This window comes from Paenibacillus lacisediminis (assembly GCF_046567315.2).
Map to the genome: position 1 here is coordinate 271,631 of NZ_JBKIAX020000005.1, position 17,037 is coordinate 288,667.

Below are 17,037 nucleotides of genomic sequence, written 5' to 3' on the forward strand. Positions count from 1 at the left end.
GGCGGTCCGGTTGAATTACGATAAACGCGAGGAGGGAGGGGAGAAAATGAAAACGGTAACAGCCGAGCCGCGAACCGGCGGCAGCTTGGACAGAAAGCCGCGAAGGTGGAAGGTGTTCAAGAGCCAGAAGTACTTGTACCTGATGTCGTTTCCGTTTGTGATCTGGGTGTTCGTGTTTCAATATTTGCCTCTCTGGGGCTGGACGATGGCCTTCCAAAACTACAAGCCGGGCAAAAGCTTCTGGCAGCAAAAGTGGGTGGGGCTGGAGCATTTTGAGGCGTTGTTCCGGGACGGCCATTTTTATCTCGTGTTAAGAAATACGCTGGCGATGAGCCTGATGGGCCTGGTCGCGGGATTCGTGTTTCCGGTCATGTTCGCCCTGCTGCTGAACGAAGTCCGGGTTCAGGCGATGAAGCGGTTCGTGCAAACGGTCTCCTATTTGCCGCATTTCGTGTCTTGGGTGGTAGCCGCCGGTATCGTGAGCAAAATGCTGTCCACCGACGGCGGGGTCGTCAACGCGATTCTGGTCCAGTTGGGGCTGATCGATCAGCCGGTTCAGTTTATGGCCAAGGGAGAGCTGTTTTGGGGTATCGTGACGGCCGCGGATGTGTGGAAAGAGACGGGCTGGAACGCGATCATCTATTTGGCGGCGATCGCCGGCATCGGGCCGGAGCTGTACGAAGCGGCCCGGGTGGACGGGGCCAGCCGGCTGAAGCAGATGTGGCATATCACGCTGCCGGGCATCCGGCCGACGATCGTGGTGCTGCTCATTATGTCGATCGGGCATCTGATCGGAATCGGGTTCGAGAAGCAGTTTCTGCTCGGCAACCATATAGTCAGCGACTATTCGGAGGTGCTCGATTTGTACGCGCTCAATTACGGGTTGTCGATGGGCCGTTATTCATTTGGGACGGCGATCAACATTTTCAACTCGGTCATCAGCCTGCTCTTATTGTTTATTGCCAACGGAACGTTCAAAAAAATTACGAATGAGAGCATTATGTAAAACGGAAAGGGGGGTGAACATGGAAACGGCCAAAACCTCGGCGCCCGTCAGGGGCAAAGCGGGCAAACGGGCTTCCAGACCGCTTTCGGACTGGATTTTTGACGGCGTGGTGTATTTGTTGATTTCCCTGATTACGGTGGCTACGCTGTATCCGTTTTTGAACGTGCTGGCGATCTCGTTCAACGATTCGGTGGATACGGTGCGCGGCGGCATTACCATCTATCCGCGCGAGTTCACGCTGGAAAACTACAAGCAGATCTTTAGCTACGGCGGTTTGGTGACCGGGTTCAAAATCTCCGTGCTGCGGACCGTCATCGGAACCGTCGCCGGTCTCGTCAGCGGCTCCATGGTCGCCTATACGCTGGCCCGGAGCGATTTTCAGGGGAGAAAGTTCGTATCCACGTACCTCGCGATCACGATGTACGTTACCGGCGGATTGATTCCGGGGTTTATTTTGATCCGCAATCTGGATTTGATCAACACGTTTGCCGTGTACATCCTGCCGGGTCTTGTAAGCGCGTTCAATATTTTCGTCATTCGCTCGTTTATCGACGGTATTCCGTATGCGCTGCAGGAATCGGCCAAACTGGACGGGGCCAACGATTTTACGATATACTGGCGCGTCATTCTGCCGCTGTGCAAGCCGGCGCTCGCCACGGTCGCGTTGTTCCTGGCGGTCGGCCAGTGGAATTCCTGGTTTGATACGTATTTGTACAACGGTTCGAACGATGCTTTGACGACGCTGCAATATGAGCTGATGAAAGTGCTGCAAAGCACGACGACGAACGCAAACAACATCCGCGGGGAGAACATGTCCCAGTTGATGGCGCAAGTCTCGCCGGATTCCATCAAAATGGCGATCACAATCATCGCGACGGTGCCGATCCTGGTCGTCTATCCTTTCCTGCAAAAATATTTCGTCAAAGGGATGACTCTGGGGGCCGTAAAAAGCTGATATTCAGCACAAAAAAAGGAGTGATATCGCATGTTGAAGGCAAAAAAGAACAAGACTGCGGCGCTGCTGCTGGGATGGATCCTGCTGCTGAGCCAGCTTGCCGGCTGCGGCGGGGGAAATGCCGGGACGCCCGGGAGCGGGACGAACGGGGCGGATCAGAGCGGCGGGCAGAGCTCGAACCGTTCCGGGCCGGTTACCTTGACCTATTTTTCCGAGGATCCGAGCAGCAACTGGAATAACATGCAGGATCGGGTCGGCAAGGTGCTTACGGAAAAAACCGGGGTGATTCTCGATGCGGAGTTTGCGGTGGGTGATCCCGTGCAGAAGGTTTCGATCATGGCGGCTACCGGGGATGTTCCTGATCTGATTGCCGCCAAGTCGGACCTCGGCAAGCTGATCGATGTCGGCGCCGTACTCGATTTAACGGAGCTGATCGACCAGCACGCCCCGAATATCAAAAAGATGCTGGGCGACAAAATCGTCCGCATCAAATACAGCCTGGACGATCCGGCGATTTACGCGATCCCGACCTGGTCTGCGGTGGATGAGCGGAAGTTCAAGGCGGAAGGCGGGTTCGAATTGCAGCATCGCGTCGTCAAGGAAGCGGGGTATCCGGAAATCCGCACGGTCGAGGATTACGAGAAGGTGATCAAGGACTATTTGGCCAAGCACCCGACGGATGAGAACGGCAACAAAAATATCGGCCTTACGCTCAACGCCGACGATTGGCACATGTACCAGGTGACCAATTCGGGTTTCATGACGACCGGCGCTCCGGATGACGGGGAATATTATGTGAACCAGGAAACGTTTGACGTCACCTATCATTTCCGCCGTCCTGAGGAACGGGAATATTTCCGCTGGCTCAACCATATGAACGATATCGGGCTGCTGGACCCGGAGAGCTTTGTGCAAAAAACGGACCAGTTCAGAGCGAAGGTCGCCTCCGGGCGTGTGCTTGGGCTGATCGATCCCGCCTGGGACTTCGGCGAATCCCAGCAGGCGCTGAAAGCGGCCGGGAAATTCGATCAGACTTACGGGCATTACCCGGTTACCCTGACCAAGGAATACAAAGACACGAGCTTCTGGCCGGCCGGTTTTGACGGCGGGTACGGCATCGCGATCTCCAGCAAATGCAAAGATCCGGTGACCGCGATCAAATTCCTCGACTTTCTGGCGTCCGAAGAAGGCCAAGTCCTAAACAACTGGGGCATTGAAGGCACCGATTACGTGGTGCAGGACGGCAAACGCGTCGTCCCCGTGGAAATCCAGCAAAAGATGGATAGCCAAGGCAACGCCTACACAAAAGAATCGGGCATCGGCTTATATTGGAACCTGATGGTGCATTACGGGGACGGGATCAAGGATTCGACCGGCAATTATTTTACGAAATCGAATTCCGAGCTGCTGACAGCCACCTATAGCGAACCGGAAAAAGAGGCGCTCGCCGCCTACGGCATCGAGCACTGGCGCGATCTGTTCCCGAAGGAGGAGGAGTTCCCGGAAAGAAAGGCCGGCGCCGTTTACAACATCGCTTTGCCCAGCGACAGCACGGCCGCGATTCTCGGGACGAAAATGAGAGACATCACCTGGAAACGTATCCCGGAAGCGATTATGGCCGATCCGAGCAGGTTCGACCAAATCTGGGACGACTACATGGCCGAGCTGGAAAAAGCGGGAGTTCGCGAGATGGAAGAGGCGTACGGACAATTCGTCAAAGACCGCGTCAAGCTGTGGAGCGGGAAATAATATAGATGCCCGTACGTTCGCGTACGGGCTATATTTTATTGGGCCGTTGTACCTATTGTTCAGAAATTGTCGAGGTCGGTGTGGTATGATAAGATGATTATTTTCTTGTGGAGATCACATCTCAGAAAGTCGGGGCAGCAAAATGATGATGGAAGGCAGCTACAACTATTATATTGTCGCGCTATCGGTAGCCATTGCGATATTGGCATCGTACTCCGCGTTAAGCATCGCCGCCAAAATTTCGTTCTCTGACGGAAAAATGAAGTTATTCTGGCTGCTTGGCGGTTCGCTCGTCATGGGAAGCGGTGTTTGGTCCATGCATTTCGTGGGAATGCTGGCGTTTCATCTGCATGTTCCCATGAAATACGATCCGTGGCTCACCTTACTGTCAATGGGGGCCAGCGTAGCCTCGTCGTTTATCGTGTTTTATATTACCATGCCTAACGACGTCAAGCGCTACCTTATTGCCATCGGCGGCCTTATGATGGGAGCCGGGATCGTGACGATGCATTACATCGGAATGGAAGCGATGGTCATGCCGGTGAAGCTGTCGTACGATAAAACGCTGTGGGCGTTGTCGGTAGTCATTGCGATTGCCGCTTCCTACGCGGCGCTGTTTTTGTTTTTGCGATTTCGCAGCCAGAAAGCGTCCAGTTGGCCGAAATGGCTGTCTGCGGTCGTGATGGGGTTTGCGATTTGCGGGATGCATTATACGGGAATGAGAGCGGCGCGGTTTCACGCTGCCGGAGATATAAATATTACTCACGATTCCTCCATGGATATCTATTTGCTGTTTGCCGTCACCGTGACGATATTCATCATCCTGCTGGTATCCTGGGGAGCGATGTTTTTTGACCGCCATGTCCTCGAGAAAATGGCGTACATGGATGCCATCACCGGGCTTCCCAACCGCAACGAGATGAACCGGTTTTTTGACAAATATACGGGTGAGGAAACCTTGGCGGTTCTGTTTATCGATTTGGACCAGTTCAAAGCGATTAACGATACATTGGGGCATAATATCGGCGATTTGCTCGTACAGGAAGTGGGGCATCGCCTGCAGCAGTTTGTTCGCCCGGTTCGGCAGGCCTTCCGGATTGGGGGCGACGAATTTCTGTTCATCGTCAGAGGGTGCGAGCGGGAACAAGCCGAACAACTGGCGGGGGAAATTTTAAAGAGCATCAAGCAAGTGGTCCGAGTGGAGGGGAACGAGCTGTATGTCACGGGGAGCATCGGCATCAGCATCGGGTCGATCCGGGATTCCGACCGCTCCGTCCTGCTCAAGACCGCCGATACGGCGATGTATAAGGCTAAAGGCTTGGGCAAAAACCAGTACTCGGTTTACACCGATGAAATGGGCGTCAAAGAGGTCCGCAAAATGGAGTTGGAAAAGGACTTGCAGCTTGCCCTGGAGCAGCGCCAGTTCTATATCGAATATCAGCCGAAATGGAATGTGAAAATGCATCGGATGGCGGGATTTGAGGCGCTGCTCCGCTGGCAGCATCCCCGTTTGGGGATCGTTACGCCGACGGAGTTCATTCCGCTTGCCGAAGAAACGGGGCTGATCGTTCCGATCACCCGCTGGACTATGGAGGAAGCCTGCCGGCAATGCAAGGTTTGGCAAAGTCAGGGAATCCGCCAGCCGGTGTCCGTGAATTTGTCCGGGCGCCTTTTTCATACCGACAGCTTGATCGATATGGTACAAAGCGCGCTGGCGGCGGCGGAGCTCGCCCCGGACATGCTGGAGCTGGAAATCACGGAATCCATGGTGCTTTACGACATCAACGAGATCGTCCGGCAGCTGGAAGCGGTGCGGAAATTGGGGGTACGGGTGTCCATGGACGATTTCGGCACAGGATATTCGTCGATCGGTCTGCTCGACCGGATTCCGATCGACGCGCTCAAGCTGGACCGCCTGTTTATCAATGACCTGGAATCCCCCAGCAAACGCGCTATCATTAAAGCGATCGTCTTGATGGCGGAGAAGCTGCGGCTGGATGTGGTCGCCGAAGGCGTGGAAGACAAGGAGCACATCGATTTTTTGATGCAGCTGGGCTGTCACGTCATGCAAGGTTTTTTCTACGGCAAGCCGATGAAAAACGAGGAAATCGCCGATTGGGTAAGGTCGGCGGGAACGGGGATGGGTGGCGCCTTGCAGGCAGTACCGGAGTCCGGCACGGGTCCGGTAATCGAGTAGTTGGCTCTGAGGCTTGGCCGAGTTGCCTGCTGCTTAGTTCTTTGTTAACTAATAGAGGCGCCTTGTGGGCTGGCTGCTTAATCGATGAGTTGGCGAGTGGCTTGCTGGCCTAGTCGGGGGAGTTGCGAGTTGTCATCTGGTCTGTTCGGCGTCGGGTGGCCCGATCGCGTGCGGCTAACGGACCTGAATGCCCTTATTTGTTTGAAAAGGCGGGATTCCAATTTCTAACGGACTGAGATGCTCTTATTTGCTTGAAACGGAGCGAAATTCAGCGTCTAACTGCCAAATAAGGTCTCTGGTGTCCGTTACGTTTTGAAAACGCTTGATTTCGGTGAAATAAAGACGCTGGTGTCCGTTAGAATCGGTATTCGGTCTATTAGGTCTATGTTACTATTAAATAGGAAAAATTATCCGGGAGGTAGAATTCATGAAAAAGCGGATTGTTGTCTTGAGTATGGCGATCATGATGGTCGCGGCAAGCGCTGCCCCTGCCGGTGCGCATCCGGGCCGTACCGATGCCAATGGAGGCCATACGTGCCGGACCAACTGCGAGAAGTGGGGGCTGGAGTACGGGGAGTACCATTATCATAATGGCGGAGGTTCAAGCTCCAAGTCCGGCGGCGGTAAATCCAGCAGCAGTAAATCCGGTTCGAGCACAAAAAGCAGTTCTACTTCGAAGAAAAAGCCGGCGAACAAGAAAACGTCCAGCAAGCCTGCCGCTCCCGCCTATCAAACGACAAATTTGACGTTGAAAATAAACGGCGAGCAGGTGTCAATGGAGCATTCTCCCATCATGATTCAAAATACGAACCTCGTACCTCTGCGCGAATTGGCGAAAAGTTTGGGGGCGTCAACGACTTGGGATCCCGACTCTCAAACGATCGGCGTCTCCAAAGACGACAATAAGATCACGCTGACCATCGGAAGCACAACGGTGTTCTATAATGGCGTTCAAGAGACGATCAGTGCCGCCCCGAAGATCATCGAAGGTGTTACTTACGTGCCGGCGCAAGCCGTTGCCAAGGGATTGAAAGCAAACTTAAGCTACGATAAAGAGTCGGAGGTTTTGGACATATCCCTGTGATATTAAACCATAAGCACAAATGCTGCGATATACGGGTACAAATCCCGTCCGCGGCGTTTGTGCTTTTTGTTTGCCCTTTTTTGGAAGGGAGTCATTGACAAGGCCATCCGGATCAATGTAAAGTAAACTAAGAGTTTACTTTATTGCATGCATGCGTAAACGGTGGGAGGGAGCCTATTGGGAACTCGGGAACGAAGACAGAAAGAACAGGAAATCCGCCGAAACGATATCATCGAAGCGGCGGAGAAGGTTTTTTTCGAAAAAGGGTACCATTCGGCCACCATGGATGACGTAGCCAAGGCGGCGGAATTCAGCAAAAGAACGGTATACATCTATTTTACCGGCAAGGAACAAATTTATTTTGAAATCATGATCCGGGGTTACAAACGGCTGATCGGCATGCTGCAGGAGGATTTGAATAACGGGGATTTTGCGGACGCGATTGAAGCGATCAGGCGGATGGGCTGGACGATGTACCGGTTCAACCGGACGTTTCCGGACTATTTTAAGGCGATTATGGAATACGAAACCGGAGAACGCGATTTTCAAAAAGGAATCCCGGATGCGTCAAGGGAAGAATGTTATGGGCTTGGCGAAGAAATCATGGGAACCTTAATTAGCCTGCTGAAAAAAGGAATAGCGGAGGGTTCCGTCCGCGCCGACCTCGATCCCGCCAAAACGGCGTTAGTTTTATGGGCCTGTATTATTGGTGTTTTTAACACCGCAAGCAAGAAGGAAAAATACATCCAGAGCTATTACGGCACAACGGCGGAGGAATTGGTTTCGGAATCGGTTGCACTGATGATTTCGTCTATTCAGTCTGGACGGGGAGGAGACCCCCTATGAGCCGGCGAAGGGGGAGAAGAGCTTTGATGATAGCAATAGCAGGGATTGCAGGTTTAGGTCTGGCAGCCTTTGCGGGACTGCTGCTGGTTAGCGGAGCGTATATGCCCGCCGAATATTTGGAGCCTTGGCCAAAAAATACGGTACAGCAGTTTGACGACCCGCGTGTTCGCCTTACCGCCCACGGTTTGCTGGCGGCCAGCGGACATAACATGCAGCCGTGGAAGATCAAGCTTGACGACAGCGATCCGCTGGCTTTTTATCTGTACGCCGACAGTGAGCGCCTGTCCGAACAAGCGGATCCGCTTTCAAGGCAAATGATGGTGAGCCAGGGCACGTTTTTGGAGTATGTGCGGGTGGCCGGACGGCAGTTGGGTTACGAAACATCCGTCGCTTTGTTCCCGGATGGCGGATATGACGAAGGAAACCTGCGGGCAAGCATGGACGCCAAACCGGCGGCACGGATCGAACTTGAACAAACGGACCCGCAAAGCGAGCCGTTATATAACTTCCTGTTTTTGCCGGATACGAACAGATTGGCGTATCAGCCGGGCAAGCTTGCCCTGGAAGAGGCCAAAACGCTTGAACGCTTGAGCGTGGGGGGCGGCATCACCGTCAAGGTGTACCAGGACGAGGAAGATGTGCGCAAGCTGGGAAGCTATGCGCTCAGAGCTGCCGAGGTCGAAGCGGGCGTAAGCCGCGTAATGGAGGAAGCCGGCGTTATCTTCCGCGCCAATGAACGCGAGAAAAACAGTTACCGGTATGGCTTTTCCGTGGAAGGGCAGGGAACCTCCGGCATGATGCGGCATGTTGTTCAGGCGTTGGTTACCTTGTTCCCCTCGATGAACGCCGGGCAAGCCGCGGCCGATCGCTATGTGCGAATCGCTAAAGAGTCGGTCTCCGGCACCTCCGCTTACGTGATGATCCTTTCGAACGGCAACAGCCGCACGAGTCAAATCGCCAGCGGCATGGCGTACAGCCAATTGATCCTGGAAGCGCACCGCTTGGGGCTGGCGGTGCAGCCGCTCAGCCAGGCGTTGGAGGAATATGCCGAGATGAAGGAGCTGTACGATGGCATCCACCGTGAATATGCTCCCGGCGGAGAGACCATCCAGATGCTTGTCCGCATCGGCCGCCCTGCGCGGGAGGTTCCGCAAACGATGCGCCGTGATGTGCGGGAGTTGATCGTGGGAAATTAGCGGAATGATCCGGAAATTACGTGATAAATCCGCGGGCGGGTACCTCCTTATAACGCAGCGAATGTACGGCGGTGCGTTTAAGCAAAACAGGAGTGAACCGGTGATTATCCGGTTCACTCCTGTTTTGTATAGTATATTTAGAAACGTCCGCTAGTCCGATTCGTAAACCGCTTCGGGCATTTTTCCGGAGTAGATTAAGCATCTGTTTAGTACGCTTTGAAGGGTCTGTTCATTGTAAACTTGAGCGGAATGATTGTGAAGAATAATTTTACTGACCCAGTCTATGGCTTTTTGATAAGACTCGGGGTCATACACTGGGACATGAAAATTTGCCAATTGTCTATGAATCCAGTATTCTTCTTCGGTCGGAGTAATGCCGATCATCCGCAGCTGATTATACCGTACCTTTTTTGCACTCTCATTTTGTATGGTCAGGTATTGCCTTGATACTTGCCCTTCATGAGATCTGTAATAAAGTACACAAGAAGGCAAGTTAGCCAGCCGGGTGACTTGAGCGAGCCGTTCCCACAGTTCATAATCCTCCGCGTGTTTATATTGTTCGTCATAACGGATGCCGTGATTATGCAATACACTTGTACGCATTAAGATGGTAGGGTGACAAATGCAAGAGTGGAACATTTGCCAACAGCGAATTCCATCATGGGTAACCGGTTTAGGGATAAGGTTGCGGTTATGAAGCCATTTCATAAACCCTCCCAGCACCCCAATTTCGGGGTGGGTGTCGAGAAATGCGACCTGACGCTCAAACCGCCTCGGGACAGAAATATCATCGGCGTCCATTCTGGCGATGTACTCGCCGTTCGCCATTTCAATTCCTTGATTAAGGGAAAAAATTAACCCTTTATTTGTATTGTGACTTATGAGCCGTATTCTGGGATCATTTACTTGCTGCAATTTTGCTAAGGTATCGTCCTGGGATCCGTCGTCAATGATGATAAATTCAAAATCTTTAAATGTCTGATCCAAAATACTCTTTACGGATTTAAGAATATAGCGCGACGAATTGTAAGTTGAGAGAAGCACAGTAACTTTGGGCACAACCATCCCTACCTTCCGGTTAAAGTAATTTTCTTAGTCATCCTATGTTGTCTTCTAACTTCAAGAAACTGGCAACTACCGGATAAGGAAAAATATGTTTAGTGGATAGGAGAGGAAGGGAAAGTCCGCTGTATTCATAGGCGATTCCATACCGCCCTTGCAAGCCGTTCTACCGTGCAGGAATGTTATACCATGGATTACCTGAAGCAGTCTCGCCAGGGGCTGCTTTTTCTATCTCTCAAACAAGAGCATCCCAATCTTTAAAAACCGGCTGCAGCCCGTTCTGATATAGCATCTCGCGGATTTCCGGCACGCTGCGCCCGTCCGAGATCTTAAATTGCGGCGTTCCTCCGGCATCGGTGTGACCTCCAACCGCCGTGGACACCCCCGCCGACATCTTGGTCACCCCGAGATGCACCAGTTTATCGCGCAATGGAGCGGGTTCTCTGCTGGACAAGGTGATGCCGGCCCGGGGCAAAAAGAGGCGATAAGCGGCAATAATCTGCACTAGCGCCCTGTCCGTCACTTCCGCTGCCGGATGAAAGTCTCCCAGAAAAGGGCGGAATCTCGGGATCGACAAGCTGATCTCGCAGTCAGGGTACTTCTGCTGAAGATAATTGGCATGCAGCGCCGTAATAAACGCCTCCTGCCGCCAATCATATAAACCGAGCAGGGCGCCGATATTTACGGAACGAAATCCCGCCGCTGAGCCGCGCTCCGGCGCGTCAAGGCGGTTTTTAAAATTACGCTTGGGGCCTTTAATATGCAGCTTCCCGTACGTTTCCCGGTGGTACACTTCCTGAAAGACGGTTAAACTGTCAACGCCCGCCTCGGCAAGCTCCCGGTATTCGGCGGTGGACATAGGATTTACTTCAATGCCGATCGAAGCAAAATACCCGCGCAAAACCTTGACGCAATCCTTAATATATCCGACCGGAGAGTCTTTGCGCGATTCGCCCGTCAACAGCAAAATATGGCGGATGCCGGCAGAGGCGATCGCGGCCGCTTCCCGCTCGACTTCTTGCATATCCAATTTTCTGCGCGGAAAATCGTAGATAGAACTAAAGCTGCAATATTCGCAGTGATTCACGCAAAAATCGGACACATACATCGGGGTAAACAACTGTATGGTATGACCGAACTGGCTCCGGGTCACTTGCCGGGCCATCTGCGCTATTTCCTCCAGGTGCTTCCCGGCCGCCGGGGACAGCAAAACGAGCAAATCTTCTTCATTTATTTTCCGTTTTGCCAGCACCCGCCTAATATCCGCAGCGGAATATTGCGGCCAGCGCTCCTGAAAGGGAAACTGTTCCAACGACAATAGCCTGTTATAAAAACTCATTCGTCCGCTCCTATTCGTCCAGGAATCCGGTTAATGGGGAGGAGGCGACAGCTTCTTGCTGCACCGGGCCCAATCCCGCCAAATAGGCCTGTCTGCCCGCCGCTACCGCACCGCGGAACGCTTCCGCCATGCCAAGCGGATCGCGTGCGGTGGCGATAGCCGTGTTCAGTAAGACGGCGGCGGCTCCCATTTCCATCGCTTCCGCCGCTTCCGAAGGCCGGCCGATTCCGGCGTCCACGATGACAGGCAGCCCCGCTTCTTCGATCATCATGCCGATCAGCTCTTTGGTGCGCAAGCCCCGGTTGCTGCCGATCGGGGACCCAAGCGGCATGACCGCGACAGCGCCCGCGTCCCTTAACCGGAAGGAAGCCGTCAGATCCGGGTTCATATAAGGGAACACCGCGAATCCCTCGGCGGCCAGCACTTCCGTGGCTCTGATCGTTTCCATATTGTCGGGAAGCAGGTATCTCTGATCATTAATCACCTCTAATTTGATCCAATGGCCCATGTCCGCCGCCCGGGCAAGCCGTGCGATCCGGATGGCCTCTTCGGCGTTACGGGCCCCGGAAGTGTTTGGCAAAAGCGTCATATGCGGCGGGATATGGTGAAGGAGATTTTCCTCCTCCCAGTCCGGGTTAACCCGCCTTAACGCTACGGTAATAACTTCCGCTCCCGACCTTGCGATCACTTCGGGAATCAGCGTGTTCCGGTTATATTTGCCGGTGCCGATAAATAATCGGCTGGACAACACCTTGCCGCCAATGTGAAATACATCTTCCATGCTTATCAGCCTCCCCCTACAAAATGTACAAGTTCAATGTGATCGCCCTCGGTCAGCCGGGTACTGGTGTACGCCTCTTTTCGGACAACCGTTCCATTCAGCTCCACCAAAATTCTTTCCTTATTCCATGGGCTGTCAGCCAATAAATCGTCCACCGTAACGCAATTTTCTTTCAGCAGGGTGTCCCTGCCATTTAAATGAACCTGCAACATTTTCACCTCCTCTCAGGGCCACGCGGCATGAATGGCGTCGCGATAGGATTTGGCTTGCGCCGCCGGATCTGCGGAAGAGTAGAGGCCGGACAGAACGGCAATACCTTGCGCACCGTTGCGAATGATATCCGCCGCGTTATCCGGCCGTATTCCTCCAATGGCAATGACCGGAACAGGGCAGCGAGCGCAGACCTCCGCCAGGATGTTAAGCCCGCGCCCGGGAAGGCCGGGTTTGCTGGACGAATCATAGATATGGCCCAAAAGACAGTAATCCGCTCCTTCACTCGCGGCCGCAGCCGCTTCCTCGGCGGAATGAACGGAACATCCCATTCGCATTCCTTGGGCAAGGGGGCGTACGGAAGCTGCCGGAAGACTGTGGCCAGCCAGTTGAATATTTGCCGCACCGGCGGCCAGCGCAACATCCAGCCGGTCGTTGATGACGATTTTTTCCAGCGGTACTCCCGCTTGGCGCATCAGCTTTACCATCTCAAACTGCTTTTTGGCCGAAAGCTGCTTATCGCGCAAATGAATGTAATCGACATAAGGAAGAACAGCCATCGCCACCCTCAGCAGTTCATGGACACGGATTCCTTCGGCCGATATAAGATGAAGTTCAGGCGCAGCATAGGATGGGGAACGATTCATCATGCGGATATCACTCCTAGTTCCATATATCAATGCTAAAAATAAAGGTACTTTATGTACTTATTTCCTGAGCCCTAGCCTGTTCATCTCCATTAGCGACATTTTATGTACTTATTTTCCTGTAAATGGTCAAGAACGTGGGCATTTCCATGCGACGGGGGAAAATAGCGCTATAAATTTCCTCTATTTCTCCCAAATGAACGGATATCAGCAAAATAGCGACATTTTTTACCGTTATTGGTTTTGAGCTAAAATAAATGCCAAAAAACCGCCCTCCTTCAGGAGGGCGGCTAAGAACAATAACGGGAAATAAGCCATGACAGGCATCAATCCATTCTTAACTCTCCACTTCCCTACGCAGGTATTAACCAGTTCAGGTTCAAAGGGTCCGAATTTGCATTCGTCTCAGCCTTGCGGCACCCCTAGTGTCGATTCCATATGCGATTTATTTACATTTTACAATATACATGATTATCCACAAAATAACAATCATTCATGGTGAACAAAATCATTTTTTGCTGCCGATCAATAAAACATCAGCCTCGAAATCGTGCATTTCAATGATCGTGATGTTCTCCCGAACGGTAACTTGAGGGAGCGCGAACCGCCGATGCTCCAGGTCAATAAGCGTAAATTCGTATTCGCTAAGGTCGGCATCCAACTTCAGCACGGTGTTGACCGGCACATAAACGGCTACCTTGGTGAAGTCGGCGGTGGCGGCCGCGCGAATTTCCTCCGTGTTTTTCAGCACAATGTTCCAGGGGCGTAAATCGGTCAGTTCGTATAGCTCAAACAGCCGTTTGGCAAAACCGTAATCCCAGGCTCCTTCAAATTGGAGCGCGGACCGCCAATCGTAAGGGCTGTCGAAGCCTTCGCCGGTCACGCCGAAGCGCTGGCCTTTCCGATGCCAGCTCCAAATCCCATGCGCCCCGTAGGTCACTCCCGCTCCGGCCCCGGAAAGCAGGCTTTGCCAGGCGGCTTTGCGCACATCGGCCCGGGTAAAGCGGCCATAAACCCGGCGGCTATAGCCCATCTGCTCATAACACGGTTCGGAATTGATCGTAGGCCGGGTATTAGGCTTATTGTAGAACTCCAGCGCTAGCGTATATGCCGTAGCTTGAAATTGCGAATTATGGCCGGACTGGTACATATAGAAATCGAGATCGGGATTGGCGGAAAATTCATCGGGCAACATCGCCAGCCTGCCTTGGATATGCAGGGTGGTCAAACACTGCGGACTATGCTGTTTCACGGCACGCAGCGCGGTTAAGTAATATTGCTTAGCGCGTTCGGAAGGAAAATCGGTATCCCCGCTGACCACATAAATCGGATGATATTTGGAAAACCGGTTGGCTGCATAACGGACGTAGGGCTCCACCGCTTCCAGCGGCATCTTCTTCTCTTCACGAAGCTTGGAAGCCCAGGTATCCGGGATATAATTGCACCATAACAGGACAAGCGCGGGGACAAAGCCTCGATCTACAGCCATTTGCACCATCGTTTCCGCTCTGTCGAAATAGGACTCGTTGAATTCAAAAAAGTTGTAACCGCCGCCCGCATCGCTGGCGAAAGGTTCAAACTTTAGCTCACTGCCGCTGGCATCCCATTGCCTAAGCAAATTCATCTGCAGCACATTAAAACCCTGCTGTTTGCGGTAATCCAGATAGTAAGCCCATTCCTCCAGGGTAATATTGGTAAAGGCGCTCCAGACAGTATCGGCCAAATAGAAAAAAGGCGCGCCCTCATGCACGAAATAACGTTTGTTTGCGGATATTCCCAGTTTGATCATCGGTTCTCACTCCAGCTATCGTAATGGCGAAAAACGGCGGATGGTTAAAAATTCCCGCCGTTTTTCGTGGTGTCTCTCTTTACATACTATTATAGGGAAACCGGACTTACTGTAGCCACATCGGACCCCTCTTGCTTATTCTTTTCCTCAGCTTCGCGTTCCTTGTTCAGGAGCTGTTTGTCCAGCGCCCGGAAGAACGGATAGTAGATCAGCATACAAATCGGAATCAGCACCAGCTGCGCCGCGGCCAATTTCCAGCTGCCTTCAATAAAACCAAGCGCAACAATCGGTGTCCCAAATGGCGGATAAATTCCAATTGGCGCCGGCAGCAGGCCGATGGTGGTGGCCACGTATCCGAGCACTGCGCACACAAGGGGAGCTGCGACAAACGGAATGGCCAGTATGGGATTCAATACGACCGGGATGCCGAAGATCAGCGGTTCGTGAATCGAGAAAAAGGTTCCCGGAAGGCCCAGCTTGCCGATGGTGCGCAGCTGCTTGCTTTTGGCCATAAACACCAGCAGCAGGGTAAAACCAAGCATCGGTGCGTAATTGCAGAAGATGGACCAGAAAGCCACGCCGATAACGTTCGGCAGCGGAGCTCCGGCTTGAAACGCCTCCAGGTTGGCCAAATCCAGGCTCATCCAAATCGGTTTTACGATCGCCAGAGTAACGATGGCTCCGTGGATGCCGAACATCCATAGCGCCTGCATAATCAGCACCGCGGCGATCAAAGCCCCCAGCGATCCGCCAAGTCCTTCCAGCGGCAACTGCAGATACGTGTAGATAAAGTCATGGACCGTGCCGAAGGAAGTTTGCATGAATACGCCGGCCACAATGACGAACAACAGAGCCACCAGAATGGCGGGAATCAGTCCGGAAAAGGTTTTAACCACGGTTGGCGGAACACTGTCAGGCATTTTGATCGTCCAGTTGCGGTCGACAATCCAGATGTACAGGCGCGAGGCGAGCAGGCCGACGATCATGGCGACGAATAAACCCTGCGCCCCCAGCCATTGCATCGGCAACGCCCGTACCGTATCAAAAGTCTGAACGGGGGTGACGATTAAAAACGAAAGCAAGGCGGTAGCCGCGGGAAGCAGCGGATCCTTGTCGAAAGCTTGTGCCAGCCTGTAAGCGATGAAGAATACCGCGTACACTGCGATAATTCCGGTCGTCATCGTCGAGGCCAGGCCGATTATGCCTTTCACCGGTGCGATGAAGTTTTGATAAGGCTCCCATGCCAGCGCGGAGAAAAGCGTGGCGAAGGCGCCGATGATCAAGAATGGAAGGGTGGACATCAGCCCGTTGGAAATGGCGCTCATATAACGGTTTTGCTGAATTTTCCCGGCCGCTCTTTGCAGTTTGTGCGAGAACTTTGGTTGATTGTTCATTATTTTCAACTCCTGCTCCAGGCTTCATAATGAGATGCTAGAGAACGCTTCCATTTATTAGGATTAAGCGCTGAAATCTTAAAGGGCCAATGCGTCGGCAAGCACTTTTTCTCCGTTCATCATCCCGTAATCCATCGTATTAATAACGCTCACTTTGATGCCTTGAGGTTCATACTTTGCTTTGAAATCGCCTTCCAGGTAACCGACCTGCGGTCCGATCAATAGCACGTCCGTTTTGTCCGCGTACTCTTTAAAAGAACTTTCGGAAGTAGCTCTGATTTCAACTTCAAGATTTTGCGCCTCCGCGGCCTTCTTCATTTTCTGTACAAGCATGCTTGTCGACATTCCCGCCGCACAAACCAACGTAATTTGTTTCATTGTTTGTCCTCCTCTTACAGGTTATTTAGTCTGTTGTAAAGCTCCACGATATGTTCGGCCAAATCCCGCGTCGTGATCGCCGACATCAGATGATCCTGGGCATGCACCATCAGCAGTGTAACTTCATGGGCGGTTCCGCCTGCTTCCGCCTGAATCAAACGGGTTTGCGCCTTATGCGCTTTAACCAGTTCGTCTTTGCCTTCTTGAAGACAGGCTTCAGCTTGTTCGGTTTGCCCCTTTTGGGCGAGAAGGATGGCCTCCATCGCCTTGCTTTTGGCGACACCTGAATTTGTAATGATCTCCATTATGATTTCCTGATACTCATCCACAGCTATCACCTCGTAAATAATATCTCTGTCTCTTGCAAACTCAGTGTATACGATTTCATAACATATCTGTATGCA

16 protein-coding genes and 1 riboswitch are annotated in these 17,037 nt (G+C 52.6%); of the genes, 7 read left to right on the forward strand and 9 right to left on the reverse strand.

Going from position 1 to position 17,037, the window contains the following annotated elements; genetic code table 11:
* The first annotated feature begins 46 nt into the window (after window positions 1-46).
* The 7 genes from ACLD72_RS12365 (at window position 47) to ACLD72_RS12395 (ending at window position 9,033) form a co-directional block, all read left to right on the forward strand.
* Window positions 47-1,006, forward strand: coding sequence for an ABC transporter permease (locus ACLD72_RS12365; protein WP_410999755.1), 960 nt, complete (start codon window positions 47-49; stop codon window positions 1,004-1,006).
* 19 nt (window positions 1,007-1,025) lie between these two features.
* Complete coding sequence (locus ACLD72_RS12370; protein WP_410999757.1) at window positions 1,026-1,961, forward strand: carbohydrate ABC transporter permease; 936 nt, start codon at window positions 1,026-1,028, stop codon at window positions 1,959-1,961.
* A gap of 30 nt (window positions 1,962-1,991) precedes the next feature.
* Window positions 1,992-3,710 (forward strand): ABC transporter substrate-binding protein, encoded by a 1,719-nt coding sequence (locus tag ACLD72_RS12375; protein WP_410999759.1) that lies wholly within the window; start codon window positions 1,992-1,994, stop codon window positions 3,708-3,710.
* Window positions 3,711-3,858: 148 nt separating this feature from the next.
* Window positions 3,859-5,907, forward strand: a complete 2,049-nt coding sequence (locus ACLD72_RS12380) for an EAL domain-containing protein (RefSeq protein WP_410999819.1) — start codon at window positions 3,859-3,861, stop codon at window positions 5,905-5,907.
* A 427-nt stretch (window positions 5,908-6,334) separates the two neighbouring features.
* The gene (locus ACLD72_RS12385; protein WP_410999761.1) at window positions 6,335-6,991 is read left to right on the forward strand and encodes a copper amine oxidase N-terminal domain-containing protein; all 657 of its coding nucleotides are present in this window, start codon (window positions 6,335-6,337) and stop codon (window positions 6,989-6,991) included.
* A gap of 177 nt (window positions 6,992-7,168) precedes the next feature.
* On the forward strand, window positions 7,169-7,837 hold the full coding sequence (locus ACLD72_RS12390; protein ID WP_410999763.1) for a TetR/AcrR family transcriptional regulator: 669 nt from the start codon (window positions 7,169-7,171) through the stop codon (window positions 7,835-7,837).
* A 26-nt stretch (window positions 7,838-7,863) separates the two neighbouring features.
* Window positions 7,864-9,033 (forward strand): Acg family FMN-binding oxidoreductase, encoded by a 1,170-nt coding sequence (locus ACLD72_RS12395; RefSeq protein WP_410999821.1) that lies wholly within the window; start codon window positions 7,864-7,866, stop codon window positions 9,031-9,033.
* Window positions 9,034-9,183: 150 nt separating this feature from the next.
* Here the strand turns inward: ACLD72_RS12395 and ACLD72_RS12400 are convergent, their stop codons facing one another.
* The 9 genes from ACLD72_RS12400 to ACLD72_RS12440 form a co-directional block, all read right to left on the reverse strand.
* On the reverse strand, window positions 9,184-10,098 hold the full coding sequence (locus tag ACLD72_RS12400; protein WP_410999765.1) for a glycosyltransferase family 2 protein: 915 nt from the start codon (window positions 10,096-10,098) through the stop codon (window positions 9,184-9,186).
* A gap of 232 nt (window positions 10,099-10,330) precedes the next feature.
* The gene (thiH, locus tag ACLD72_RS12405) at window positions 10,331-11,434 is read right to left on the reverse strand and encodes a 2-iminoacetate synthase ThiH (protein ID WP_410999767.1); all 1,104 of its coding nucleotides are present in this window, start codon (window positions 11,432-11,434) and stop codon (window positions 10,331-10,333) included.
* 10 nt (window positions 11,435-11,444) lie between these two features.
* Window positions 11,445-12,215, reverse strand: a complete 771-nt coding sequence (locus tag ACLD72_RS12410) for a thiazole synthase (protein ID WP_410999769.1) — start codon at window positions 12,213-12,215, stop codon at window positions 11,445-11,447.
* A gap of 5 nt (window positions 12,216-12,220) precedes the next feature.
* On the reverse strand, window positions 12,221-12,427 hold the full coding sequence (gene thiS, locus ACLD72_RS12415) for a sulfur carrier protein ThiS (protein WP_410999771.1): 207 nt from the start codon (window positions 12,425-12,427) through the stop codon (window positions 12,221-12,223).
* A 12-nt stretch (window positions 12,428-12,439) separates the two neighbouring features.
* Window positions 12,440-13,075 (reverse strand): thiamine phosphate synthase, encoded by a 636-nt coding sequence (locus ACLD72_RS12420; protein ID WP_316561010.1) that lies wholly within the window; start codon window positions 13,073-13,075, stop codon window positions 12,440-12,442.
* 330 nt (window positions 13,076-13,405) lie between these two features.
* A riboswitch (TPP riboswitch) is annotated at window positions 13,406-13,506 on the reverse strand.
* Between the two features lie 74 nt (window positions 13,507-13,580).
* On the reverse strand, window positions 13,581-14,861 hold the full coding sequence (locus ACLD72_RS12425; protein ID WP_410999773.1) for an apiosidase-like domain-containing protein: 1,281 nt from the start codon (window positions 14,859-14,861) through the stop codon (window positions 13,581-13,583).
* A gap of 89 nt (window positions 14,862-14,950) precedes the next feature.
* Window positions 14,951-16,255 (reverse strand): PTS sugar transporter subunit IIC, encoded by a 1,305-nt coding sequence (locus ACLD72_RS12430; RefSeq protein WP_410999775.1) that lies wholly within the window; start codon window positions 16,253-16,255, stop codon window positions 14,951-14,953.
* Between the two features lie 78 nt (window positions 16,256-16,333).
* Entirely contained in the window at window positions 16,334-16,633 is a 300-nt protein-coding gene (locus tag ACLD72_RS12435) for a PTS sugar transporter subunit IIB (protein WP_036621177.1), read from the reverse strand.
* A 14-nt stretch (window positions 16,634-16,647) separates the two neighbouring features.
* Window positions 16,648-16,962, reverse strand: coding sequence for a PTS lactose/cellobiose transporter subunit IIA (locus ACLD72_RS12440; protein WP_410999777.1), 315 nt, complete (start codon window positions 16,960-16,962; stop codon window positions 16,648-16,650).
* Between the last annotated feature and the right edge of the window lie 75 nt (window positions 16,963-17,037).